This window comes from Mesorhizobium sp. M0478, from assembly GCF_040321305.1.
In the GTDB taxonomy this organism is placed as follows: Bacteria; Pseudomonadota; Alphaproteobacteria; order Rhizobiales; family Rhizobiaceae; genus Mesorhizobium.
This window is the reverse complement of sequence record NZ_JAMYRH010000004.1, coordinates 61,617-84,743: the sequence shown is the minus strand read 5'-3', so window position 1 is coordinate 84,743 and position 23,127 is coordinate 61,617. Positions and strand designations below refer to the sequence as shown.

The window sequence follows — 23,127 nt, the reverse complement described above, 5'->3', positions numbered from 1 at the left end:
TCCACGTTTCGGGATCATGCCTAGCCTGCCGCCAGCCGCTTCAGCTTGGCGATCGCGGTATCGGCGCTTTCGCCATAGGCTATGGTGCCCGAAAACTCGCCCTTGGCGTTGAGCAGCAGCGCGGAGGCGGTGTGGTCCATCGTGTAATCGCCGTCGCCGGTGTCGACCTTCTTCCAGTAGATGTTGAAGGACTTCGCCATGGCGTGCACCTTGTTGGGATCGCCCGATATGCCGACGATGCGGTCGGAGAAATTGCTGACGTAAGTGTTCATCACCGGCGGCGTGTCGCGCTCTGGATCGACTGTAACGAAGTAGGCGTTGAGGTTCTTGCCGTCGTTGCCCAGCGTCTTCAGCCAGCCGGCCATTTCGAACAAAGTGGTCGGGCAGACTTCCGGGCAATGGGTGAAGCCGAAGAAGACGATGCTGGGTTTTCCCCGAAAGGCGGCTTCGGTGATTGGCGCGCCTTTCTGGTCGACCAGCGTGAATGGCGCGCCATACGGTTCGCCACCATAGTGGCCGCGATAGAAGTCAAAGGTGAGCCAGCCGATGCCCGCCGCCATCAGAACGAGAATGCCGACCAGAATTGAACGCATCATCAGTAATTGTCCGTAGCAGAAATCATCGAGCGCCGGATCGGCGCCTCTCTGCCGGCAGTCTTAGCCGGTCGCAGGGGGCAAGGCAAAGATGCCGCGTTGCCGCAACCGGGCTGGACGCTACCTTGCAAACAGCTGGCCCTTATCCCACCTGAGACCGGCAAACCGAACCTGAGGAGGCTCCCTTGCAAAGACGGACTGGGCAGAGACGGATTGGGCAGAAACTGATCGGCGGCGCGCTGGCCGCATGCATTGCCCTTGGCGCCGGTGCCGCCGCGGGAGAGGAGGTCGGCAAGGTCGGCGTCGATTGGGTCGGCAACGACATCATCGTCGATGCGATCAAGGACCCCAAGATCGACGGCGTGACCTGCCATGTTTCCTATTTCGACCGCAGCGTCATCGACCGGCTGCACAAGGGCAACTGGTTCGAGGATCCGTCTGATTCCTCGATCTCCTGCCGCCAGACCGGACCGATAACCATCGGCGACATCGACATGAGCGAGGGCGGCGAAGAGGTGTTCAAGCAAGGCATCAGCCTGATCTGGAAGAAGCAGGTGGTGAACCGCATCTACGACAAGAAGAACGAGACGCTGATCTATCTCTCGCATTCGCGCCAAGTACAGGACGGCTCGGCGAAAATGTCGGTGACGACCGTGCCGCTGTTCGGCCAGAACGTGGTGTGGACCGGCGGCAAGCCGAAATAGCCGGTCGGAGCCGACGCACGATCCACCCGCCTGCGGGTCCGATCGCGACGCGACAATTGCTTCCGCAATTGCGCGGGGGTAAATCCGCCAGATGGACCGTACCGAAAACCTCGTCCTGAAAGATCCGGAGCCGCGCATCCATCCGACCGCGGAGCTGAAAGCGTGCAAGCTTGGCCGCTATGCCTCGATCGGCGAACGGGTGGTGCTGCGCGAGGTCAATGTCGGCGATTTCTCCTATTTCGAGCGCCACGCCGAGGCGATCTACACGACGATCGGAAAATTCTGCTCGATCGCCGCCAACAGCCGCATCAATGCGCTGGAGCATCCGATCGAGCGGATCACGCAGCACAAGCTCAGCTACCGGCCGAACGAGTATTTCCGCTGGCTGGGCGTCGACGCGGCGTTCCGCGCGCGGCGGCAGGCCAAGGCGGTCGGCATCGGCAACGATGTCTGGATCGGCCATGGCGCCGTTATCATGCCCGGCATCAGCATCGGGAATGGCGCGATCGTCGGCGCCAATTCGGTGGTGACGCGGAATGTACCGGCCTACACAATCGTCGCCGGCGTACCGGCGAAGCCGTTGCGCATGCGCTTTCCCTCCGAGATCGCGGCGCGGATCGAAAGCCTCGCCTGGTGGGACTGGCCGCCGGAGAAACTCGCCAAAGCGGTTCCCGACATGCAGGCCTTGCCGATTGAGGATTTCCTCGATCGCTGGGAGCAAGAGCATTCCTGAGAGCTCGCCGCGCGTGCGCGGTTTCATCGACTGGCTGGCCGAAATCCTGGCGCCAAAATTCTGAACGGCACGTGTCGGGAAGAGTTCCGCCGGTCTGCGGCAACGCAACGAACCCCTTCCGCCATGCGGGGGTGGCGCAGCGGAAGGGGCTTGGAGACAAATCCGCGTGAAGCGGACGGAACAGGTTTTTTGGCCTGCATGGTGACTAATGGCAACAAACCGATAAGGCGGCTTTTCAAGGCGCTGCGCCTTTGGCGTGCATACAATTGCATCAGCGATGCCCTCTGCGACAGGGAACCGGAAGCGGCTGCCGGTTGTTTATTGCTGGAGCGATGAATGGGCGTCGGTCAGTTTATCGCGCTTGAGCCGTCGAGGATGTGAATGATCGAAAAGCTGTTTACCAGAATCGCCAACACCGTTTCGCACTTGGCGGGCCTGCCGCCGACTTTCATCGCCTGTTGCGCCATCGTTATCGTCTGGGCGGTAAGCGGGCCATTCTTCGGCTTTTCCGATACGTGGCAGCTCGTCATCAACACGGGAACGACGATCATCACCTTCCTGATGGTGTTCCTGATTCAGAACACCCAGAACCGCGACGGCGCCGCGGTTCAGGCCAAGCTCGACGAACTGATCCGCGTCAGCGAGGGCCACAATCATTTCATCGGCATCGAGCACCTGACCGAATCCGAGGTCGAGGAGATCAGAGACAAATGCGAGCGGGCGGCAAAACGCCATGACCACGAGCTCGCCGAACTGGCGGGCAAGAAGGCCGTCGCGCAAAAGCGCACCGCGAAAAAACGCGCGCCCGCCTGAGTCTCGGCTTTGGCTGAGTTCGACGATCAGTTTCCCATAAAGGCCGCGAAAGCGTCCTTATGGTCGGGGTGCCAGCGCGAGAGAGCAGGCCGGTTCTCGATGATGTCGCCGATCGCCCAGGCCATGCGCTTTTCATCGGTCGGCCGCATCACCTCATTGTCGGGGCACAGGATGTAGAAGTCCCCACGCGCCAGCGAAGCCAGCATGAAGTCGACCACCTGCTCGCCGGTCCAGGCGCCAGCGGGTTTTTCGACCGCTCCTTCGGTGAGGCCGGTGAAGGTGAAGCCGGGAATGAGAAGATGCGCCGCGACCTTCGCGCCCGGCTCGTTGCGCAATGCGTGCGCCAGGCCTTCGGTGAACGTCTTCAATGCCGATTTGGAGACGTTGTAGGCGAGATTGCCGGGTGGCGTGGTGATGCCTTGCTTGGAGCCGGTGTTGATGATCAGGCCCGGCTCTCCGGAGGCCAGCATGGCCGGCGCAAAGGCCTCGACGCCATGTACGACGCCCCAGAAATTGATGTCGATCAGCCGCTTCCACGCGTCGCCGTTCTCCCACGGTTTTCCCGGATTGTTGCCGACGCCGGCATTGTTCATCAGCAGCGATACGGCGCCGAAAGCGGCATGCGTCTTTTCTGCCAGCCGACCGAGTTCGTCGGCCTTCGAGACGTCTGTGGCGACGGCAAGCACGGCATTCTCGCCGGCGATCGCGGCGACTGCCTGGCGGGCCGCATCGAGGCGCGCGCCGCCAATGTCGGCCAGCACCAGTCTCATGCCCATAGCCGCCAGCCTTTTGGCCGCGGCAAGCCCGATGCCGCTGGCGCCCCCTGTGATGACGGCGACGTTGCCTCGGCTGAGGGCGGGCAAAGCGGATTGGATTTCGGCGTCGGAGGTCATGATCTTTTTCCTAGGGTTCGGGTGGCGCCGAACTTAGCGCGGGACGCGCATCGTGCAAGGCCGTCCCGCGTGTTCGGGTTGACCGCATCAACGGCGGCTGTGCATGCTGCTGCCGAACAGGGAGACTGCCGATTGACCGACTGGGTTGCGATCCTGAAGGAGCAGACCGCCACCGGCGACCAGATGGGCCGCGAGGTGCCGCAGATGCTTGCCAATCCGGACATAAGCGAAGCGCAGGTGAAGACCTTGTTTTCGGCACTCGAAAAACAGGCCGAGTTCGTCGAGAAATTGCGCATGGCGCTGGAAAAATTCGGCCATGATTTTTCGATCATCAAGGCGGCCGAGCGGCTGGAGGAGCGCTATGCCGACCTTGCGGCGTCGGTTGCCGAAAAGCTGAAGGCGATGCGCAAGTAGAGACGTCCTACGCTACTTTTCCAGCACCCGCGAAAAACGCGTGTCCGGCACGAACCAGACGGCGGCCACCAGCACAAAGATCGCAACGCCGATCCATTGGTTGACGAAGGCAAGCGGGACGGCTGCGGCGTAGAGGGCCACCGAGATCTTGCCCTTGCGGTCATTGCCCAGCGCCTTGGCGAAGGCGGTGTCGTTGCCGTGCAAATGGTGCAGCTTGGTGGCGAGAAAGGTGTAGGCGACCGCGCACAGCACCAGGTCGATGCCATAGACGGCGACGGGGACCGGCGCGAAATGGTTCTCGCCCATGAAGGCCGTCGTCGCCGGCATCAGCGACAACCAGAACAGAAGGTTGAGGTTGGCCCACAGCACGCGGCCGTCGACCCTTTGGACGGTGTGGAACATGTTGTGCAGATTGTTCCAGTAGATGCCGACATTGATGAACGACAAGACATAGCTGAAAAAGATCGGCCACAGCGGCAGAAGCGCTGAAAAATCCTCGCCATGCGGCACTTTCAGCTCCAGCACCATGATGGTGATGATGATGGCGACCACCCCATCGGTGAATGCCTCGACTCTACCTTTTCCCATGGATTCTCCCTCTCGATGGAAAGAAAGACGTTAAGCGAGGACTTCGGGCAAGACCATCCTGACAAGGTTGTCAGGATGAAGTTCGGCGCGTGGAACGGCCATCCTTACATGGACGTTGGGGCGCAATTGGGCGGTGGGCGATTGGCCGGAGGTTGCCATGACCAGCTATGCCGAGACCACGACGCGCGACAACGGATTCGATGGCCGGCCCGCGATGGCCGCGGTTGCCGCCATGATCGCCGCGCTGTTCGCCGGCAGCACGGTGCTGACGCCGCTTTACGTCATCTACAAGCAGGCCTTCGGTTTCTCGCAGATCACGCTGACGCTGGTCTACGCCGTCTATGTCGTCGGCAATCTCGGCGCATTGCTGATGTTCGGGCGCTTGTCCGACGGCATTGGCCGCCGTCCTGCGGCGCTGGCGTCGATGGCCATAGCGGTGGTCAGCGCGGTGGTGTTCCTGCTGGCCGAGAACGTCGCATGGCTCGATGTCGCCCGCATATTGAGCGGCCTTGGCATCGGCGTCGGCGCGGGGACCGGCACGGCCTGGCTTGCCGAATTGATCGAAGGTAAGGACAAATCGCGCGCGGCAATCATCGCCACCAGCACCAACTTCGTTGGCCTTGGCCTCGGCGCGCTGGCATCGGGCCTGCTCGCCGAATATGCGCCCTGGCCGTTGAGACTAACGTTTGCGGTCTATCTTGCCTTGCTGGTGGTGGTGACGCTGCTGATCTGGCGTACCCGCGAAACCGTGTCCCGGCCGGGCAGGCTGACCGACGTTTCGTTGCGGCCACGGCTATCGGTGCCGAGCGATATCCGCGCTGCCTTCGTGGCGCCGGCGGTCACCGGTTTCGGCGCCATGGCGCTGGTCGGCTTCTATGCAGCCCTTGCGCCGAGCATCCTGGCGCAGCAACTGCATGTGGCCAACCATGCCGAGGCCGGCGCGCTGTTCTTTGAACTGTCGATCGTTGCGGCCGCGACCATTCTGGCCACGACCCGACTGTCCAGCCGCGCCGGCATGCTGGCCGCGCTGGCGCTGATGATCCCGGCCGTAGGGCTGATGGTTGCTGCTCAGTTTTTCGCGTCGATGTCCCTGATGGTTGCCGCCACCGCTGTGTGCGGCGTGGCGGCGGCGCTCGGCTATCGCGGCGGCCTGCAGGTGGTGAACCAGATCGCACCTGCCGAGCGTCGCGCCGAATTGGTGTCGGCGTTCTTCATCTGCTGCTTCTGCGGCAATGCGCTGCCGGTGATCGGCATTGGGCTGCTGTCGAGTTGGGCCACTCCGACGACGGCAAGCTTGGCCTTCTCCGGCATGATCACGCTGTTCTCTGTCGTAGCGCTGGGGTTCGGCGTCAAATACGCGCGCTGAGCCTCACCCGTTTGGCGTCCCGGGCGCCATGTTTGCCCGTCCGCGCGGGATGCCGAGGCCGGTGTCGGGCGGCTCGCCGGCGGCAGGCCGATCCTCGATCATGTGCATGGTGCGCCAGCGGCCGAAGCGGTAGTAGGCGGCGGCCAGCACCAGCGAGGTGATCGATCCCGCCGGAAAGCTCCACCACAGCGCCTCCTCGCCGATCACGCCGCGCATGAAATAGGCAAAGCCGGTGCGCACGACCAGCACCGAGATCACCAGAATGATCAGCGGCGGCATCACGGCACCGGTGGCGCGCACGGTGGCGAACAGCACGATGGTGACGCCGAACAGGATGAACGACCAGGACGCCACCTTGTTGATGTGGGCTGCAATGTCGATTGCGGTGCTGTCGCGGCTAAGGAACAGGCCGAGCACCGGCCTGTCGAAGAGGAACAGCAGCGCCACCAGGGCGCCGGTGAGCACCAGGTTGAAGCCGACGCCGGACGCCGCGATGCGACCGATGCGGTCCCAGCGCCCGGCGCCGACATTCTGGGCCGCCATCGACGAGACTGCGGCTCCGATCGCCAGTGCAGGCATCTGGATATAGGTCCACAGCTGCGCTGCGATGCCGTAGGCGGCGGCGACCTGCGAGCCGTAGGAGTTGACGATGCCCATGACGGTCAGCGCCGCCGCCGAAATGACGATCATCTGCAGGCCCATCGGCACGCCCTTGAAGACGACGATCCTGAGCAGCGCCGGATCCGGCCGCAGCAGAGCGAGGTTGGCGCCGGCGAGCCGCAGCGGATGCTTTCTGGCATAAAGCACGACGAGGATGGCGATCACGCTCACTGTCTGGCCGATCAGCGTCGAGGTGGCGGAGCCGGCGATGCCGAGCTCGGGGAAGGGGCCGATGCCGCGAATGAGCAGCGGATTGAGGATGATGTCGAGCACGACGGCGAGCGCCATGAAGAAGAATGGCGTGCGCGAATCACCCGCACCGCGCAGCACCGTCATGACGAAGGACAGAAGATTCATCATCGGCACGGCGACGAAGATGATACGCAGATAGGAGCGCGCCAGCGGCAGCGCATCGGGCGGGGTGCCCAGTGTGTTGAGGATGGCGTCGACCCAGATCCAGCCGCAGACGGCGAAGATAGCCGAGACGAGGAAGAAGAAGCTGGCGCTGGTGCCGACGATGCGCCGCGCCTCGGGCAGGTCGCGGGCGCCGACCGATTGCGCCACCAGGATGGTCGCGGCCATGCCGATCCCGAACACGGTGCCGAGAATCAGGAACAGCACCAGATTGGCGTTTGAGGTCGCCGTCAGCGCCGATTCACCGAGGAAGCGGCCGACCCAGACGGCGTTGATCGAACCGTTGAGCGACTGCAGCACATTGGAACCGAGCACCGGAAGCGCGAACAACAGCAGCGTGCGAGGGATTGGGCCGCTGGTGAGATCGCCGGTGCGCCGGCGCGGTGGTATTTTTTCGTCCATGGGCTGTTCGGCGAAGGTTCATCTCAAAGTCCGCCCGGCAATGATCGCCGATTTAACGGACAAGGTCGATGCGGCATCGGAACATCAAGCTTAACGCGGCTGAGGCGATCAGGTTCTCAAAGCTTGCGTAATGGGCTATGGGTCATCGCCGCGAGGGGCCGCAAACCGGGGGGATCATGTCCGACAATCCATTATTTTCCGAGCGCCTGAATAGGCGCGCGTTTCTGGGAGCATCCGCTTTGGGTGCCGCTGCCATGGCACTTTCGGCCTGCACAACCACTGATGTGGCAGTACCGCCGACGCCGGCGCCGGCACCCGCACCCGAGCCCGCTTTCGGCGATGCCGCCACCATGTATTCGGCGCGCGTCGATGAGGGCTTTTCATTGCCGGCAATCCCCGTGGCCAAGCTCGATCCGAAGTTCGTGCGCCAGATCGTGGACGATCCGACCGGCGAAAAACCCGGCACGATCGTCGTCGATACATCCGAGCATTTTCTCTATCTGGTGCGCGACGGCGGCAAGGCAATGCGCTATGGCGTCAGCCTCGGCAAGGCCGGGTTTGGCTGGACCGGCAGCGCCGTGATCCAGGCGCGCAAGAAATGGCCGGTGTGGACGCCGCCGCCGGAAATGATCCAGCGCCGGCCGGAACTGGCGAAATATAAGGACGGCATGCCGCCGGGACCGCAGAGCCCGCTCGGCGCGCGTGCGCTCTATCTGTTCCGCGACGGCAAGGACACGATGTACCGGCTGCACGGCACGCCGGAATGGGATTCCATCGGCAAGAACGCGTCGTCGGGCTGCGTGCGCTTCATGAACCAGGACATCATCGACCTCTACAGCCGGGTCAACGGCGTAGCCCAGGTCTATGTGCGCCCGAACCTGTCGGCCGCGGGCAAGATCATGGCTGTGTCGAGCCGGACCGCCGAGCCGATCGATGCCGGCGTGCCAAGGGATGCGGAGATTTTGAAATAGGTGCCTTCACGGCATCGCTGATCGCCGACAGACGGTTAGAGGCGGACGCGCCGGGCGCGTCCGCCTTTCCGTATACGGCTACTTGTTGGCGAGGCCCGGAAGCGTGACCTGATAGACCAGGAACATGGTGTCGACATCGGCGCCGTCGTCGGCCTTGTAGGGCGCGCCGACCTGAAAACCGTCTTGGGTGAGAAAGTCGTTATCGTTGCCGACGAACAGGAAATAGTCGTCGGGCAGCGCCGGATCGAGCAGGCTGACCACAGACATTGCTTCCCACTTCTCCGAGAGATTGTTCTTGTCGTTCGGCTTGCCGTCATGCAGGCCGAAACGGCCGAGTTCCTTGTTGTCGTTGATGTCGATGAACGGCGTCAGCTTGGCCGGCGTCACCGAGGGGTCGAGCACGCCCTTGGGCGCCAGCGGCTTGTCGGCGGCATCGAAGGCGCCGCCGGCAATGTCGGTGGCGCCAGAGACGTCGACGACGAAAATCTGGCGCAGCAGCGAAGTATCGCCCTTCACCCCCTGGCCGTTTCCGCTGTCGCGCGCCAGCATCAGGAAGGTCTTGTCGGACAGCGCCACGATTTCGCTCTGCGCGGCGACCTTGGTCTTGTCCTTGGCGTCCTTGAACACCGGCAGCGGCACGGCATATTCATGCACCAGCTTGAGATGGGCCGGGTCGGAGGCGTCGTAGACCAGCGCGCGGGTGTTCTGGCGCGTCGCGGGCGAATCGCCGCCATCCTGGCGGGGCGCCGACTGCAGCACAGTGATCAGCGACTTGCCGTCCGGCGTCAGCGCCATGCCTTCGAGGCCTTGATTGTTCTGGCGGCCGGTTTCGGGATCCTTCGGATCGGGTTCGGCTGCACCGGGGCCCGGATTGTCGGAGGCGAAGTTCGGCGCGCCCTTGCGCATCGGCACCAAAGCGGCGGGCGGCTGCGTTGCCGACAACAGATGGCCGTCGGCCGAGAAGCGGTAGATGTTGGGGCCGTATTCGTCAGAGATGAACATGGTGCCGTCGGGCAGCCGCGCGATCGCCTCATTGTCGAGCGCCAGCTTGCCATTGGCCTCGGGCAGGATCGGCAGGTCGCCATTGGCCGCGCGCACGCCGTTGAGCGGATCGAGGCCGGTGGCGTCAGCGCCCTTGTCGTCGGTGAGGAGCAGGGAATCGGCAAGCGTCGCCTTGACGCCTGTCTGTTCCTGGCCGGAGGTGGGCGTGGCGCCTAGTGCGGCCGGCGTGAACTCGATGCGAATAGTGTTGAGGCGCGGCCGGTAGTCGGTGGTGCCGACGACATTGTAGCCGCGGTCGGGCAGCAACCAGAGCGAGCCCTTGTAGCCGTCCGCGCCACGGGTCCAGCTTGCGGCGTCGATCGACATGCCGGAGCCGGAGCCGAAGGTCTCGCCGAACTTGTCCTTCTGATCGGCCGGGATGCGGCCGACGCCGACCAGGCCCTTGTTGACGAAGCCACCAACGGTGGCTGTGCTGTCGGCAAGGGCAGGGGTCAGGGCGGTAAACAGCGCCAGCGCGGCGCCGAGCGACACGGTTCGGTGCGAGATTTTCATGGAGATCCTCTTTGTGACAAGCCTTGAGCGGCGCAAAGGGGCCACCGCATCGCATCGACGATGTCGCCCTCTCGCAAAGCGGTCTAGGACGCGAACATGATACTTGCGTGACAGAGCGGGCCTCTTCCTTCTCCCTTGTGGGAGAAGGGAGAGACGCACTATCAATCGCTGTCGCGCGCGATCAGCTCCAGCGGCCAGACTTCGCGGATGATGCGCGGACCTTCCGGGCCGGCAAAGGCGGGAAGCGAGGCCAGCAGCATTTCGGCCAGCCGCCGGCCCATCGGCTCCAGCGACGGACGGAAGGCGGTCAGCGCCGGTGAAAAGTAGCGGCAGAGCGGCGTGTCGACGATGACGATCACCGCGATGTCGTGGCCGGGCCTGATGCCCATCTCGGCCAGTGCCTTGCAGCCGCCGAGCGCCATTGCGTCATTGTTGAAGATGATGGCTGTGGGCCGGTCCTTGGAGAGCATCACGCGCGGCGTCACCTGGTAGCCTCCGGCCTCGTTGATGAAGCCGTCGGCGATCAGGCCGGGGTCGACTTCGATGCCATGCCGCTCCAGCGCCTTGCGGTAGCCGTCGAGGAACAGGTAGCCGAAGTTGAGATCAAGCGAAGGGCGGATGGCGGCAATGCGGCGGTGGCCGCGCGCGACCAGCCGGTCGACGGCTTCATCACCCGCCCTCTCGAAATCTATATCGAGCGAAGGATAGGTGTCGTCGCCGGATTGACTTCGGCCAAGCGTGGCGAAGGGAAAGCCGGCCTTGCTGAGATAGTCGATCCGATCGTCTTCCCGCCGTGTATTGGCCAACACGACCGCGTCGGCCCGGCGCGTCTCAACCACGCGGCGCAGCCTCTCCTGCTGATATTGGCCGGGCTCGCCCATGACGACCATCAGATCCAGGTCATCCTCGGCCAGTCGGCCCTGCAGACCGATCAGGAACGGGATGAAGAACGGTTCGCCATATTGCTGGTCGCCCGGATGCGGCTGCAGCATGAAGGCGATCGAATGGGTGGTGCCTTGCCGCAGGCTGCGGCCGGACTGGTTGGGCGAATAGTTCAATTGCTTGGCGGCGGCGAGCACGCGCTGGCGGGTGTCGGCATTGACGTCGGCGCGGCCGTTCAACGCCCGCGACACGGTGCCGATCGAAATGTTCAGGTGACGCGCTAGGTCATGGATACTGGACGCCAAGGACAGTTCTCCCCCTGTCTTGGCTAGCACCGGCTGCCGCCCAGGCCAAGGCTTCGGGATGATTTTCGCTGACAGCCGATTGACATTCTACGCCATCGGGTGTGTTCTCGTAAACGTTTACGGAGAAACGTTTACGGTGATGCCGGAAATGCCGTGACATTCGGTCTGGAGGGACCGGACGGGAGGAATGCCGGATGATGAATGCCGTCCTCGTCGGCTGTGGTGCGATGAGCAAGGCCTGGCTCGATGCCGCGAGGCAGATCGACGGGCTGGCCATTGTCGGCCTTGTCGATCTCGACGCCGAACGGGCGAAGGCGAGGGCGCACGAATACGGGCTCGACGGCGCGGTAATCGGCACCAGCCTCGACGCGGTGCTCGACCAGACCAGGCCCGACGCGGTGTTCGATGTCGTGGTTCCAGCCGCCCGGCGTGATGTCGCCTTTGCCGCCTTTGCCCATAATTGCCATCTGCTGACGGAAAAGCCGCTGGCCGATACTCCGGAAAATGCGCGCGCCATCGTCGATGCGGCGCGTAACGCGGGGCGCGTCCATGCGGTCGTGCAGAACCGCCGCTATGTCGCCAATGTCCGGCGCATAAGGCGCTTTCTCGACTCCGGCGCCATCGGCAAGCCAACCAGCATCCATGCCGACTTCTTCGTCGCGCCGCATTTCGGCGGCTTTCGCGAGGAGATGGCGCATGTGCTCTTGCTCGACATGGCGATCCACACATTCGACGCCGCCCGCTACATGGTCGCAGGCGATCCCGCCGGCGTCTATTGCCAGGAATGGGATCCGGCGAATTCCTGGTACCGGCAGGGCTCGTCGGCCAGCGCTATCTTCGATCTCGGCGGCGGCAAGCGCTTCACCTATGCAGGCTCCTGGTGCGCGGCGGGCTTCCGCACCAGTTGGGAGAGCACATGGCGCATCGTCGCCGAGCACGGCAGCCTGCTCTGGGACGGCGAGGACGGACTGAAGGCCGAGGTTGTGTTGTCGGTCCGCGACGGCCTGTTCGACCTGACCCAGCCCATCACAGTACCGCCGCTCGATTCCGCCGACCGCGTCGGCGGTCATCTCGGCATCATCAAGGATTTCATGCACGCCATCGAGACCGGCAGCGAGCCGGAAACCCGTGGCAGCGACAACATCAAAAGCCTGGCCATGGTTTTTGGCGCCATCGAAAGCGCCGAGACCGGACGGCGCGTCGCAATCACACAGGAAGCATCATGATGCCAAACCCGCTTCTCGACATCCGGATCGGCACCATGGTGCGGGCCAATCTCGAAGACCCGGCCGCCTACATCAAAGAGATTCTGCCGCTCGGCTTCGAGAGCATCCAGCCCTTCTTCTGGCAGACGCTGGGCGGCAAGGATTTGGCGCGGCTCGCCGGTGAGATTGGCGAGGCGATCGGCGATGCCGATGTCGCCGTGTCGTCGATCGGCGTGTTCGGCAATCCGCTGGAGGATGGCGAGGTCGATCGCGGCGTGCTCGCGGCCTGGGAAACCGTCATCGACAATGCGCATCTGTTCGGCGCTTCGATCGTCAGCGGCTTCACCGGACGTCTGCGTGGCAAGAAGCTGACAGACAGCCTGCCGCGCTTCCGTGAGGTTTGGGGTCCGCTGGCCAGGCGCGCCGCAGACAAGGGCGTGCGCATTGCCTTCGAAAATTGCGCCATGGATGGCAACTGGGCGGCCGGCGACTGGAACATCGCCCACAATCCGGACGCCTGGGAGCTGATGTTCAACGAATTGCCCGACGAGAACCTCGGCCTGGAATGGGAGCCCTGCCATCAGCTGGTCTATCTCATCGACCCGATACCGCAGATCCGCAAATGGGCGCCGCGCATCTTCCATGTCCACGGCAAGGACGCGACGGTGCGCTGGGATGTCATCGGCGAGCACGGCGTGTTCGGCAAGCTGCCCTTCGTGCAGATGCGCACACCCGGTTTTGGCGACAGCGACTGGACGCGGGTGATCAGCGAATTGCGGCTGGCCGGTTACAAGGGCGCCATCGACATCGAGGGCTGGCACGACCCGGTCTATCGCGGCGACCTCGAAATCACAGGCCAGGTGCGCGGGCTGGAATACCTCAAGCAATGCCGGGGAGGAGCGACCTACCTGCCGAACCCAGCGTGACCGAGGGCCGGTGGGAGGAGCCGGCCTGACAGATTGCCAAGCACTGCCGACAAGCACTGCCGAAAAGCGAACGACGAACCCCTCGGCTCACCGAGGACAAAAGGGAGGAACGTGCATGAGCATCGCAATGAGAACGACACTTCTGCGCTCGACCGTCGTGGCCGCCGCCACGGCGCTGTGCGCTGCCATCTCCACTCTGCCGGCGCAGGCGCTCGACGCCCAGTGGTGCAAGGATGTCCACATCCGCTTTTTCGTCGGCGGCGCCGAGGGCGACGCTTTCGGCACCATCGTCTACAATGGCGCCAAGCAGGCGGCGTCCGATCTCGGGCCGAAGGTCGACTACATCTTCTCGCAGTGGGACGTCGAGAAGATGGTGCAGCAATTGCGTGAGGCCGTCGCCGTGAAGCCAAACGGCATTGCCATGATGGGCCATCCGGGCGACGCCGCGATCATGCCGCTGGCCGAACAGGCGCATAAGGACGGCATCAAGATGATGTACCAGAACGTGCCGGTGCCGAAGGTGGTGGACGCGTTCGGCGGCGGCTATGTCGGCGCCCAGCAGGAGCAGCAGGGCCGCGCGCTCGGCGTCGAAGCGTTCAAGCTCGGCAATCTCAAGTCCGGCGACAAGGCGATCATGATCGGCCCGTTCGAGAACGAGGCCCGCGGCGCGCGCGAGCGCGGCACGGTGGCAGCACTCAAGGAAGCCGGCGTCGAGGTCATCCAGCTGTCGTCGCCGCCGAGCGGCGAATGGGCGTCCGACCCCAATCTGGCGATACCGGTGATCACCGCGGCCCTGCTCAACAATCCCGACGTCAAGGCGGTCGGCTATCCCGGCGGCCAGATGCTGGGCAACGTCGCCACCTACATGCAGGCGGCGGGACGCAAGCCCGGCGACATCTTCAACTTCGGCTTCGATACCAGCCCGCAGATCGTCGAGGCGTTCAAAGGCGGCTGGGTGCAGCTGACGGCTGATCAGCAGCCGTTTCTGCAAGGCTATCTGCCGATCCTCAGCCTTTGCCAGCAGGTGGTGCTGGGCCTGGCGCCGATGAATGTCGACACCGGGGCGGGCTTCGTCACGCCGCAGAATTACGAGATCGTCGCCGAGCTTGCCAAGCAGGCGCTGCGCTGACCTCCCAAACTGCCGGCTGGGCGCAAGCCCGGCCGGCAGGACCGCCGGCACCAGGCCGGGATGATACCACAGGAGCGAGGATCGCCATGGCCGAACGCATCATCGAACTGCGCGACATCAGCAAATCCTATGGCCAGGTCTATGCGCTGGGCGGGGTCAATCTCTCGGTCGACCGCGGCGAGGTGGTTGGCTTGATCGGTGACAATGGCGCCGGCAAATCGACGCTGATCAAGATCCTGTCCGGCGTCGTCAAGCCGACCAGCGGCGAGATCCTGGTGCGCGGCAAGCCGGTGACCGGCTGGAGTGCGGCACGCTCGCGCGACGCCGGCATCGAGACGGTTTTCCAGGACCGGGCGCTGGCCGTGCAGCAGACCATCGTGCGCAACATCTTCATGGGCCGCGAACTCACCGGCTTCATGGGCTTTCTGAAGGTCAATAAAGAGATAGAGGAGGCGAGCCGGCTGATGCGCGAGATCGGCTTTACCTCGAAAGTGTTCACGCCGCATTCGATCGTCGGCCAGCTCTCCGGCGGCGAACGCCAGGGCGTGGCGATCGCGCGCGCCATCTACAAGCAGGCGGAGCTGATCATCCTCGACGAGCCGACGACGGCGCTGTCGCTGACCGAGACCGCCAAGGTCTTCCATTTCGTGCGCCAGGTGCGGGCGAGCGGGCGCTCGATCCTCTTCATCGGCCACAACATCCATCATGTCTTCGACATCGCCGACCGCTTCGTGGTGATTGACCGCGGCAAGGTGGCGCTGACCGCCGATCGCACCGAGGTCAAGTCGGCCGAAGAGCTGATCAACTTCATGGAAGACGTTGCGCATCCCGGCGGATTGCCGGGGCTGCACGAGGCCGGCGACGCGGAGAGGGCAGCACGATGAGCAAGACCATGGAACCCGATCTGCAGAGCCCTCTCGGCGGCAAGGCAGCCCGACCCGAGTGGAAGCACCCGTCCGACCATTGGCTGCGCGGTTTCGTCATCGACAACCGCGCAGCGCTCGGCACGCTCGCCGTGTTCATCATCATGATGGCGGCGTTCCTGATCGCCAACCCAACCGTGTTCACCACCTGGTATCTCTACAGATCCGTGCTGACCACGCTGCCCGTTGCGCTGTTCGTGGTGGTGCCGCTGGTCTTCGTCGTCACCTGCGGCGAGATCGACCTGTCGTTTCCCGCAACCATGGGCTTTGCCTCCTGGGTGTTCGCGCTGGTGGTGCAGGCCGGCTACGATCCGTTTCTCGGCATCGCAGCGGCGATTCTCACCGGCACGCTGCTCGGCTTTCTCGTCGGATCCCTGGTCGTTTATGGCGGGCTGTCGTCGCTGATCGCCACGCTCGGCATGAATTTCCTGCTGCGGGGACTGATCCAGATCATCAACGAGGGCAGATCGACCGCATTGACCGGTCTCAGCGACAGCTGGGCGTACACCATCTTCTCCGGTCAGGTGTGGGGTTTTCCGGTACAGGTCTTATGGGCACTCGCCTTCGTCATTTTTTCGGCAATGCTCTACAACCGGCACCGCTTCGGCGCGCAGGTGAGGGTCGTCGGCGACAACCCCGACAGCGCCCAGCAAATGGGCATCGACGTCAAGCGTGTGCGGGTGAAAGTGTTCATCTTCACCGGCATCGGGGCCGCGATCGCCGGCACGTTTTCGGTGATGATCAACTTCACCTGGTGGCCGACCGCGGGCGACGGCTATCTCTTGCCGGTGCTGGCTTCGGTGTTCGTCGGCGGCACGCCGACCTGGGGCGGCATCGGTACGGTTGCCGGTGGAGCGATCGGCGCGGTCACCGTGTCGTTCATCCAGACCGGCGTCGTGGCGGCGGGCCTGAGCGGCTTCTACGTCCAGTTCTTCAACGGGCTGATCATCATCCTGTCGCTGCTGGGGCACAAGTGGAACCAGGCGCGGTACAGGTGAGGGGCGGGCTAAATTGACGGGGACGCTCATGTTGCGGACCGCATGCCCCGACGACTGGGCAGACGCCCGTCGCTTCGTCATTCTAAGGCGGAGCAGGAGCGAAGCTCCGTCGCGTAGACCCTGGAATCCATTCCGCGACCTTGGCGTGCAGCTGCGCAGGATTCCGCACCGTGGCAACGCGTTGAAGACGCGGGATGGATCCTCGGGTCTACGCTGCGTCGCTACGCTCCTTGCTCCGCCCGTGGATGACGAGGCGGGGAGGGCTCCGCCAGACTACAACAATGTGGTCGCTTGTAGGACAACAGGACAAGCGGGCGCTCACACCGCCGCCACAAACCCGTCCAGCACGCGTTTCTGGCCGGCCTTGTCGAAGTCGATGGTCAGCTTGTTGCCTTCGATGTTGGAGATGTTGCCGTTGCCGAATTTCTGGTGGAAGACGCGGTCGCCGACGCTGAAGGGCGACGGCGTGTCGGCGACGGATTTGGCGACCAGTTCGCCGTCAATGGTGCGGCCTTTGACGCTGGTTCGGCCGGCGCCGTAGCCGGAGTCGGTCTCGCCATAGCCGATGCGCTCGACCTGGTGGCCGGAGCGCGAGCCCCAGTTGCGGTCGGTCGCCTCGGTGCGGTTGGCCTGCGCGCGCTGCCAGCCGGGCGTCGCATAGGTGTTGGAGAAGGCGCCGGATTTTTCCGCGCCGACATTGTCGAAGCGCGAGGCGCCGTAGGGGTTCTGCCGCCCTGCGCCCTGGCCGCCACGGCCCGACGCGAACGAACCGCCGCCATAGGAATTGCCGTAGCCGCCATAGGAGTTGCCGCTTTCGGCGACCTCGACATGGGCTTCCGGCAGTTCGTCCAGAAAGCGCGACGGGATGGTCGACTGCCACAGGCCGTGGATGCGGCGGTTGGAGACGAACCACAGATGCAGGTTCTTCTTGGCCCGGGTCAGGCCGACATAGGCGAGACGGCGCTCTTCCTCCAGGCCGGAGCGGCCGCCTTCGTCCAGCGCGCGTTGGTGCGGGAACAGGCCTTCCTCCCAGCCGGGGAGGAACACGGTCTCGAATTCGAGGCCCTTGGCCGAATGCAGCGTCATGATGTTGACGGCGTCAAGCTCGGCGTTCTGCTCGGCGTCCATGACCAGGGCGACATGTTCGAGGAAGGAGCGCAGCGATTCATACTCCTCCATGGAGCGGATAAGCTCTTTCAGGTTTTCCAGCCGGCCCGGCGCCTCGACCGAGCGGTCGTTCTTCCACATGTCGGTGTAGCCGCTCTCCTCCAGAATGGTCTCGGCGAGTTCGGTGTGCGGCGTGGTTTCCAGCGCCTTCTGCCAGCGCTCGAAATTGGCCGCCACTTCGCGCAAGGCCGCGCGGGGCTTGGGCTTCAGCTCGTCGCTTTCTGCGAGCTTGGCGGCTGCCTCCAGCATCGGGATGCGCAAGCTCCGCGCCGTGTCGTGGATCTGGCGGATGGTGGCTTCACCCAGGCCGCGCTTGGGGACATTGACGATGCGCTCGAAGGCGAGGTCGTCGGCGCCCTGCGCGACGACGCGGAAGAAGGCCAGTGCATCGCGGATTTCCATGCGCTCATAGAAGCGCGGGCCGCCGATGACGCGGTAGTTGAGGCCGAGCGTGACGAAGCGATCCTCGAATTCGCGCATCTGGAAGGAGGCGCGGACCAGGATGGCCATATCATTGAGCTTGTGCTTGGCACGCTGGTAGGTCTCGATGGTCTCGCCGACGGCGCGCGCCTCCTCCTCGGAATCCCAGGCGGCGTGGACATGCACCTTCTCGTCGTCCTCGGCGACCTTCTCGGTGAACAGCGTCTTGCCGAAGCGGCCCTCATTGTGGGCGATGAGGTGCGAGGCAGTGCCGAGGATGTGCGCGGTCGAGCGATAATTGCGCTCCAGACGGATGATGGTGGCGCCGGGAAAATCCTTGTCGAAGCGCAGGATGTTGTCGACCTCGGCGCCACGCCAGCCATAGATCGATTGGTCGTCGTCGCCGACGCAGCAAATATTCACGCTCACGGGCTGTTCCGCGCCTGCCGGCGCGGGCCCTCCGCGGGGGCCTCGCAACGGCTCGGACGCCCGGTCGGGCTTGCGGCCTTCGGCCGGAACATTCCAGCGGTAGGAGGTGTTTGGTCTAACGTAGTTACCTTCTTCCGAAGGATCGTCTTTTGACGCCGCAGGTTTGTAGTTGCCCGCCTCAGTTCGATCAGGAGTCCTGGACGGGCTAGGACTTGGAACGCGGCCACCTGGAACGCCACTTCTTGGCGGTTGTGGCTCACTTGGCGGTTGTGGCGCACTTGGCCTTTGCGCCAGCAGCCGCAGCCACATGTATTGCGCGGTGTTGGTGTCCTGGTACTCGTCGACGAGGATGTATTTGAAGCGCTTGTGGTAGTCCTTCAGCACGTCCGGATTGGCGCGGAAGATGCGGATCGGGTGGCAGAGCAGATCGCCGAAGTCGCAGGCGTTCAGCGTCTTCAGCCGCTCCTGATAGGCCTTGTATAGTTCCCGGCCCTTGCCGTTGGCGAAGCTGCGGGCATCGCCCTCGGCAATGTCGGCCGGGCCTTGGCCCTTGTTCTTCCAGCCGTCGATCATCTGCGCGAACTGCTTGGCCGGCCAGCGCTTGTCGTCGAGGCCTTCGGCCTGGATCAGCTGCTTGATCAGCCGTACGACGTCGTCGGTGTCGAGGATGGTGAAATCGGATTTGAGCCCGGCCAGCTCGGCGTGGCGGCGCAAGAGCTTGACGCCGATGGAGTGGAAGGTGCCGAGCCACGGCATGCCCTCGACGGCTTCGCCGACGAGATGGCCGATGCGCTGCTTCATCTCGCGCGCGGCCTTGTTGGTGAAGGTCACCGCCAGGATCTGCGAGGGGAAAGCCCTGCCGGTGGCCAGGATATGGGCGATGCGGGTGGTCAGCACGCGGGTCTTGCCGGTGCCGGCGCCGGCCAGCACCAGGACCGGGCCTTCGGTGGTTTCCACCGCCAGCCGCTGCTCGGGGTTGAGGCCGTTGAGATAATCGGGTGCGCTGTTGGGTCCGCTGCGGGCCGCCATGGCGCGCGCGGCTATGCCCGACGGGGCCGCGGGCCGCGCATTGGGTTCGTCGAAAAAGGGCATTTCTTCCGCAAAGCCGGACATCTCCCCCGAATGTAGTGATTCGGGAGCGAAAGACCAGAAGTGTCTACGTTTTGTTCTGCTAAAGTGCCCGATACTGCGGCTCAGGCCTTTCGGTAACCGAGCGCGACGAACAATCGATGTCCGAACGAGCGCGCTTCCTCTGTCATCACCATGCCAAAGGCCGTCAGCATCTGGTCGTAATAGCGGCTGCCCGCGGGTGACGCCAGGAATGTCGAGTACAGTCTGAGATCGCCGAGCGGGAGATCCCGGTACGTATAAGCGCTACCCTGCATGGCATTCTGTTCGATGTTCTGGCGAATTTTCACGGATTGCTGACGCACCAGCGCCATGATCTGTTCGTCCGACAGAGGCTTTCCGGCTGCGCCCAGCATCCCCGTAACCATCGCGTAGCTCATGTTCAGCGCTATCGCCTCGCCGGTGTCGACAGCGCTGATATCGTCGATGATCTTGCGGTACAATTCGAGCCGGGCTGGATCCTTGGTCGGAAGCTCGGCGAGGATTTGCTTGCCCTCTGTCTTCTTGCTTTGCCTGCCTTCCGGGCCAGACGACTGAATTTCCAAAGCGGTGACGTGCTTGCCCAACGGGGAAGCGTAAAACGCTGCGAGGTCGGACAGATCGGTGGCCGACAGCCTGTCCGCCATCCGCGATTCGATGGCAGTCTCCATTTTGACTGCGTCGAAGGCGCCTTCCAGCGCGACCGACAAGGCGTCCTGGAAATTTGCCGGTAACGGTTCGGGTATGGATTTCGTGGCTGCGGCGATGCCGGGACCGATGCCCATCAGCATCTCGTGAAAGCCGTTTGCCTTGTTGATCTCGCTCAGCGTCTGTGCCGGCGCGGCCACTGTGCCGGCCGTGAGCGCGACGAAGCTACAGAGGACAAGGACTACTCGCGTCAGAGGCGAGGCGAATGACATCACTCTGGTTGCTCCTGATGGTTGGTCGAAAGCAGACTGCTGGAAAACCCGGATGCCGGCAAGGCGGGATTGCCACCTGGGCGTGTGGCCTCGAAAAAAACGCCCTGTGCGCGGAGCCTGCGGCATGGCCGTTTGGTTTCGCCATGGATCGCTCCCCGGCGGCTTGACAGGCACGGCGGGCGGGAGAAGGTTGTACCGCCGGGGGCAGGATTGGCATACCTTTGCCCATGGCCGCGCCGCGGAATGCGCATCAGTCGAAGGAGTATCGTCTTGGCTGTCGTCATCACCTCCCTCATCCTGTTCCTCATCGGCCTCGCGCTTGGCGGCGGCGGCGTCTGGCTCGCGATGCTGGGCGGCAGCTGGTACTATGTCGTCACCGGTCTCGCCTTCCTCATCGCCGCATGGCTGCTCTTCCGGCGCAAATCGACGGCGCTCTGGCTCTACGCGGCGATCGTGCTCGGCACGCTGGCCTGGGCGGTGTGGGAAATCGGCTTCGACTGGTGGGAACTCGGACCGCGCGGCGGCATCATCGTGCTTCTGGCGCTGTGGCTGCTGACGCCTTGGGCAAGGCGGGGCCTGATCGGCCCCGACGCGCGCGCGCCGCTCATTCTGGCCGTGCTCGCATCGCTCGCCGTCGCCGGTTATTCGATGACGGCCGATCCCAAGGACATCGCCGGCGACCTCAGCGCCGACAAGGTGACGCCGACTGCCGATCTCGGCGGCAATGTGCCTCCGGGCGAATGGCATTTCTACGGCCGTACGCAATTTGGCCAGCGCTATTCGCCGCTCGACCAGATCACGCCCGACAATGTCGCCAAATTGCAGCCGGCCTGGATCTACCAGACCGGCGACGTGAAAGGGCCGGACGATGTCGGCGAAACCACCTACCAGGTGACGCCGCTGAAGGTGGGCGATGCGCTCTATATCTGCACGCCGCACAATTTCGCCATCGCCATCGATGCCGCCACCGGCAAGGAGAAATGGCGTTTCGATCCCAAGATCAAGCTCGACAAGGACCGCCAGCACCAGACCTGCCGCGGCGTGTCCTATTATGCCGATGCAAAGATCGCCGCCGGCCAGCCTTGCGCGACGCGCGTCTATCTGCCGACCTCGGATGCGCGGCTGATCGCGCTCGACGCCGCCAACGGCCAGGTCTGCCCGTCCTTCGCCGAAGCCGGCACGCTCAATTTGTTGACCAACATGCCGTATCCGAAGTCGGGCTATTATTACTCGACCTCGGCGCCGCTGATTGCGGGCGGCAAGATCATCATCGGCGGCGCGGTCAACGACAATTATTCGACGCAAGAGCCGTCCGGCGTCATCCGGGCCTTCGACGTCGACACCGGCGCCCTGGTGTGGAACTGGGATTCCGGCAATCCGGACCAGACAACGCCGCTGGCGGCAGGCCAGACCTACACCCACAACTCGCCCAACATGTGGTCGACGGCAAGCGCCGACGAGAAGCTCGGCCTGCTCTATGTGCCGCTCGGCAACCAGACGCCGGACCAGCTCGGGATGGGCCGCAGCGCCAATGTCGAGAAGTTTTCCTCCTCGATCACCGCGCTCGATCTGGCCACCGGACAAGTGCGCTGGGTGCGGCAGACCGTGCATCACGACCTCTGGGACATGGATGTGCCGGCACAGCCGACCCTGGTCGACATCACCACCGCTGCCGGCGTCGTTCCGGGCCTGGTTGGACCGACCAAGCAGGGCGACCTCTACGTGCTCGACCGGCGCAGCGGCGAGCCGATCATCCCGATCAAGGAAGTGCCGGCGCCGGGCGGCGCTGTCGAGGGCGATCACACGTCGCCGACGCAGCCGGTCTCGGATCTCTCCTTCAATCCGAGGCCGCTGACCGGCGCCGACATGTGGGGCATCACCATGTTCGACCAGCTGGCCTGCCGGATCGAATTCCAGGGCCTGCGCTACGAGGGCCGCTACACCCCGCCATCGGTGCAGGGGTCGCTGGTCTATCCCGGTAATTTCGGCACATTCAACTGGGGCGGCGTCGCCGTCGATCCGGTGCGGCAGGTGATGTTCGGCATGCCGACCTATCTGGCGTTCAAATCGCAGCTCATTCCGCGCGACCAGGTGCCGCCGCCGGATGAGGGGCGCGGCAGCGAGCAGGGGCTGAACCGCAATGAGGGCGCACCCTATGCGGTGGTGATGGGGCCGTTCCTGTCGCCGCTCGGCGTGCCCTGCCAGGCGCCGCCATGGGGCTATGTGGCGGGAGCGGACCTCAGAACCGGCAAGATCGCCTACAAGCACCGCAACGGCACCGTCTACGACATGACGCCGTTGCCCTTGCCGCTGAAGGTCGGTGTTCCCGGCATTGGCGGGCCGATGATCACCGCCGGCGGCGTCGTCTTCCTGGGCGCGGCGGTCGACGACTATCTGCGCGCCTATGACCTGACATCGGGCAAGCAGCTTTGGCAGGCCAGGCTGCCGGCCGGTGGGCAGTCGACGCCGATGACCTACACCGTCGCCGACGGCCGCCAGTTCGTGGTCATCGTCGCCGGCGGCCATGGCTCGGTCGGCACCAAGCCCGGCGACTATGTGATGGCCTATACGCTGCCGAAGTAGCAGCGATGTGACTTAGGTAAGTGATCGG

20 protein-coding genes are annotated in these 23,127 nt (G+C 64.1%); 12 read left to right on the top strand and 8 right to left on the bottom strand.

The window, feature by feature from the left end; all coding sequences use genetic code 11:
* Positions 1-20 precede the first annotated feature (20 nt).
* Positions 21-596: an SCO family protein gene (locus tag NKI64_RS11605; RefSeq protein WP_352668046.1), complete on the bottom strand. Its 576-nt coding sequence runs from the start codon at positions 594-596 to the stop codon at positions 21-23.
* 182 nt (positions 597-778) lie between these two features.
* On the opposite strand from NKI64_RS11605, the gene NKI64_RS11600 reads away from it, so the two are divergent.
* The 3 genes from NKI64_RS11600 (at position 779) to NKI64_RS11590 (ending at position 2,843) form a co-directional block, all read left to right on the top strand.
* On the top strand, positions 779-1,297 hold the full coding sequence (locus tag NKI64_RS11600; protein ID WP_352668044.1) for a CreA family protein: 519 nt from the start codon (positions 779-781) through the stop codon (positions 1,295-1,297).
* 91 nt (positions 1,298-1,388) lie between these two features.
* Positions 1,389-2,030, top strand: coding sequence for a DapH/DapD/GlmU-related protein (locus NKI64_RS11595; RefSeq protein ID WP_023688044.1), 642 nt, complete (start codon positions 1,389-1,391; stop codon positions 2,028-2,030).
* Between the two features lie 381 nt (positions 2,031-2,411).
* Positions 2,412-2,843 carry a low affinity iron permease family protein gene (locus NKI64_RS11590; protein ID WP_023750938.1) on the top strand — a complete coding sequence of 144 codons (432 nt, stop codon included), beginning with the start codon at positions 2,412-2,414 and terminating at the stop codon, positions 2,841-2,843.
* Positions 2,844-2,869: 26 nt separating this feature from the next.
* On the opposite strand, the gene NKI64_RS11585 is transcribed toward NKI64_RS11590, so the two are convergent.
* Positions 2,870-3,736 (bottom strand): SDR family NAD(P)-dependent oxidoreductase, encoded by an 867-nt coding sequence (locus NKI64_RS11585; RefSeq protein ID WP_023682121.1) that lies wholly within the window; start codon positions 3,734-3,736, stop codon positions 2,870-2,872.
* Positions 3,737-3,868: 132 nt separating this feature from the next.
* Between NKI64_RS11585 and NKI64_RS11580 the strand changes: the two genes are divergently transcribed.
* Positions 3,869-4,150: a hypothetical protein gene (locus NKI64_RS11580; protein ID WP_023668298.1), complete on the top strand. Its 282-nt coding sequence runs from the start codon at positions 3,869-3,871 to the stop codon at positions 4,148-4,150.
* Positions 4,151-4,162: 12 nt separating this feature from the next.
* On the opposite strand, the gene NKI64_RS11575 is transcribed toward NKI64_RS11580, so the two are convergent.
* Positions 4,163-4,738, bottom strand: a complete 576-nt coding sequence (locus NKI64_RS11575; RefSeq protein ID WP_023682120.1) for a TMEM175 family protein — start codon at positions 4,736-4,738, stop codon at positions 4,163-4,165.
* Between the two features lie 157 nt (positions 4,739-4,895).
* On the opposite strand from NKI64_RS11575, the gene NKI64_RS11570 reads away from it, so the two are divergent.
* Positions 4,896-6,104 carry an MFS transporter gene (locus tag NKI64_RS11570; RefSeq protein WP_352668041.1) on the top strand — a complete coding sequence of 403 codons (1,209 nt, stop codon included), beginning with the start codon at positions 4,896-4,898 and terminating at the stop codon, positions 6,102-6,104.
* Positions 6,105-6,107: 3 nt separating this feature from the next.
* Here the strand turns inward: NKI64_RS11570 and NKI64_RS11565 are convergent, their stop codons facing one another.
* Positions 6,108-7,580, bottom strand: a complete 1,473-nt coding sequence (locus tag NKI64_RS11565) for an MATE family efflux transporter (RefSeq protein ID WP_352668038.1) — start codon at positions 7,578-7,580, stop codon at positions 6,108-6,110.
* 176 nt (positions 7,581-7,756) lie between these two features.
* On the opposite strand from NKI64_RS11565, the gene NKI64_RS11560 reads away from it, so the two are divergent.
* Positions 7,757-8,551 carry a L,D-transpeptidase gene (locus tag NKI64_RS11560; RefSeq protein ID WP_023705536.1) on the top strand — a complete coding sequence of 265 codons (795 nt, stop codon included), beginning with the start codon at positions 7,757-7,759 and terminating at the stop codon, positions 8,549-8,551.
* A gap of 78 nt (positions 8,552-8,629) precedes the next feature.
* On the opposite strand, the gene NKI64_RS11555 is transcribed toward NKI64_RS11560, so the two are convergent.
* Positions 8,630-10,105, bottom strand: coding sequence for an esterase-like activity of phytase family protein (locus NKI64_RS11555; protein WP_023688051.1), 1,476 nt, complete (start codon positions 10,103-10,105; stop codon positions 8,630-8,632).
* A 161-nt stretch (positions 10,106-10,266) separates the two neighbouring features.
* Positions 10,267-11,292, bottom strand: coding sequence for a LacI family DNA-binding transcriptional regulator (locus NKI64_RS11550; protein ID WP_023688052.1), 1,026 nt, complete (start codon positions 11,290-11,292; stop codon positions 10,267-10,269).
* 194 nt (positions 11,293-11,486) lie between these two features.
* Here NKI64_RS11550 and NKI64_RS11545 point away from each other — a divergent pair, with 194 nt between their 5' ends.
* The 5 genes from NKI64_RS11545 (at position 11,487) to NKI64_RS11525 (ending at position 16,473) form a co-directional block, all read left to right on the top strand.
* Positions 11,487-12,518 (top strand): Gfo/Idh/MocA family protein, encoded by a 1,032-nt coding sequence (locus tag NKI64_RS11545; protein ID WP_352668035.1) that lies wholly within the window; start codon positions 11,487-11,489, stop codon positions 12,516-12,518.
* Complete coding sequence (locus NKI64_RS11540; RefSeq protein ID WP_352668032.1) at positions 12,515-13,423, top strand: sugar phosphate isomerase/epimerase family protein; 909 nt, start codon at positions 12,515-12,517, stop codon at positions 13,421-13,423. Before NKI64_RS11545 ends, NKI64_RS11540 begins: the two co-directional genes overlap by 4 nt.
* A 115-nt stretch (positions 13,424-13,538) precedes the next feature.
* Positions 13,539-14,552: a substrate-binding domain-containing protein gene (locus tag NKI64_RS11535; protein ID WP_352668030.1), complete on the top strand. Its 1,014-nt coding sequence runs from the start codon at positions 13,539-13,541 to the stop codon at positions 14,550-14,552.
* Between the two features lie 86 nt (positions 14,553-14,638).
* Entirely contained in the window at positions 14,639-15,436 is a 798-nt protein-coding gene (locus NKI64_RS11530; RefSeq protein WP_023668308.1) for an ATP-binding cassette domain-containing protein, read from the top strand.
* Positions 15,433-16,473, top strand: a complete 1,041-nt coding sequence (locus NKI64_RS11525) for an ABC transporter permease (protein WP_023682111.1) — start codon at positions 15,433-15,435, stop codon at positions 16,471-16,473. Before NKI64_RS11530 ends, NKI64_RS11525 begins: the two co-directional genes overlap by 4 nt.
* A 318-nt stretch (positions 16,474-16,791) precedes the next feature.
* Here the strand turns inward: NKI64_RS11525 and NKI64_RS11520 are convergent, their stop codons facing one another.
* Positions 16,792-19,602: an ATP-dependent helicase gene (locus tag NKI64_RS11520; RefSeq protein ID WP_023712456.1), complete on the bottom strand. Its 2,811-nt coding sequence runs from the start codon at positions 19,600-19,602 to the stop codon at positions 16,792-16,794.
* Between the two features lie 80 nt (positions 19,603-19,682).
* A complete protein-coding gene (locus tag NKI64_RS11515) occupies positions 19,683-20,516 on the bottom strand; it encodes a DUF2059 domain-containing protein (RefSeq protein ID WP_023712457.1) in 834 nt (277 codons plus the stop codon).
* Positions 20,517-20,759: 243 nt separating this feature from the next.
* On the opposite strand from NKI64_RS11515, the gene NKI64_RS11510 reads away from it, so the two are divergent.
* Positions 20,760-23,099, top strand: coding sequence for a glucose/quinate/shikimate family membrane-bound PQQ-dependent dehydrogenase (locus tag NKI64_RS11510; protein WP_196814830.1), 2,340 nt, complete (start codon positions 20,760-20,762; stop codon positions 23,097-23,099).
* Positions 23,100-23,127 lie beyond the last annotated feature (28 nt).

Coding starts and splice junctions, on each gene's coding strand:
- NKI64_RS11520 (WP_023712456.1), bottom strand. CDS start 19,602: ATGTCCGGCTTTGCGGAAGAAATGCCCTTTTTCGACGAACCCAATGCG.
- NKI64_RS11575 (WP_023682120.1), bottom strand. CDS start 4,738: ATGGGAAAAGGTAGAGTCGAGGCATTCACCGATGGGGTGGTCGCCATC.
- NKI64_RS11540 (WP_352668032.1), top strand. CDS start 12,515: ATGATGCCAAACCCGCTTCTCGACATCCGGATCGGCACCATGGTGCGG.
- NKI64_RS11590 (WP_023750938.1), top strand. CDS start 2,412: ATGATCGAAAAGCTGTTTACCAGAATCGCCAACACCGTTTCGCACTTG.
- NKI64_RS11595 (WP_023688044.1), top strand. CDS start 1,389: ATGGACCGTACCGAAAACCTCGTCCTGAAAGATCCGGAGCCGCGCATC.
- NKI64_RS11545 (WP_352668035.1), top strand. CDS start 11,487: ATGATGAATGCCGTCCTCGTCGGCTGTGGTGCGATGAGCAAGGCCTGG.
- NKI64_RS11535 (WP_352668030.1), top strand. CDS start 13,539: ATGAGCATCGCAATGAGAACGACACTTCTGCGCTCGACCGTCGTGGCC.
- NKI64_RS11570 (WP_352668041.1), top strand. CDS start 4,896: ATGACCAGCTATGCCGAGACCACGACGCGCGACAACGGATTCGATGGC.
- NKI64_RS11525 (WP_023682111.1), top strand. CDS start 15,433: ATGAGCAAGACCATGGAACCCGATCTGCAGAGCCCTCTCGGCGGCAAG.
- NKI64_RS11530 (WP_023668308.1), top strand. CDS start 14,639: ATGGCCGAACGCATCATCGAACTGCGCGACATCAGCAAATCCTATGGC.
- NKI64_RS11510 (WP_196814830.1), top strand. CDS start 20,760: ATGCGCATCAGTCGAAGGAGTATCGTCTTGGCTGTCGTCATCACCTCC.
- NKI64_RS11560 (WP_023705536.1), top strand. CDS start 7,757: ATGTCCGACAATCCATTATTTTCCGAGCGCCTGAATAGGCGCGCGTTT.
- NKI64_RS11515 (WP_023712457.1), bottom strand. CDS start 20,516: ATGTCATTCGCCTCGCCTCTGACGCGAGTAGTCCTTGTCCTCTGTAGC.
- NKI64_RS11605 (WP_352668046.1), bottom strand. CDS start 596: ATGATGCGTTCAATTCTGGTCGGCATTCTCGTTCTGATGGCGGCGGGC.
- NKI64_RS11585 (WP_023682121.1), bottom strand. CDS start 3,736: ATGACCTCCGACGCCGAAATCCAATCCGCTTTGCCCGCCCTCAGCCGA.
- NKI64_RS11565 (WP_352668038.1), bottom strand. CDS start 7,580: ATGGACGAAAAAATACCACCGCGCCGGCGCACCGGCGATCTCACCAGC.
- NKI64_RS11555 (WP_023688051.1), bottom strand. CDS start 10,105: ATGAAAATCTCGCACCGAACCGTGTCGCTCGGCGCCGCGCTGGCGCTG.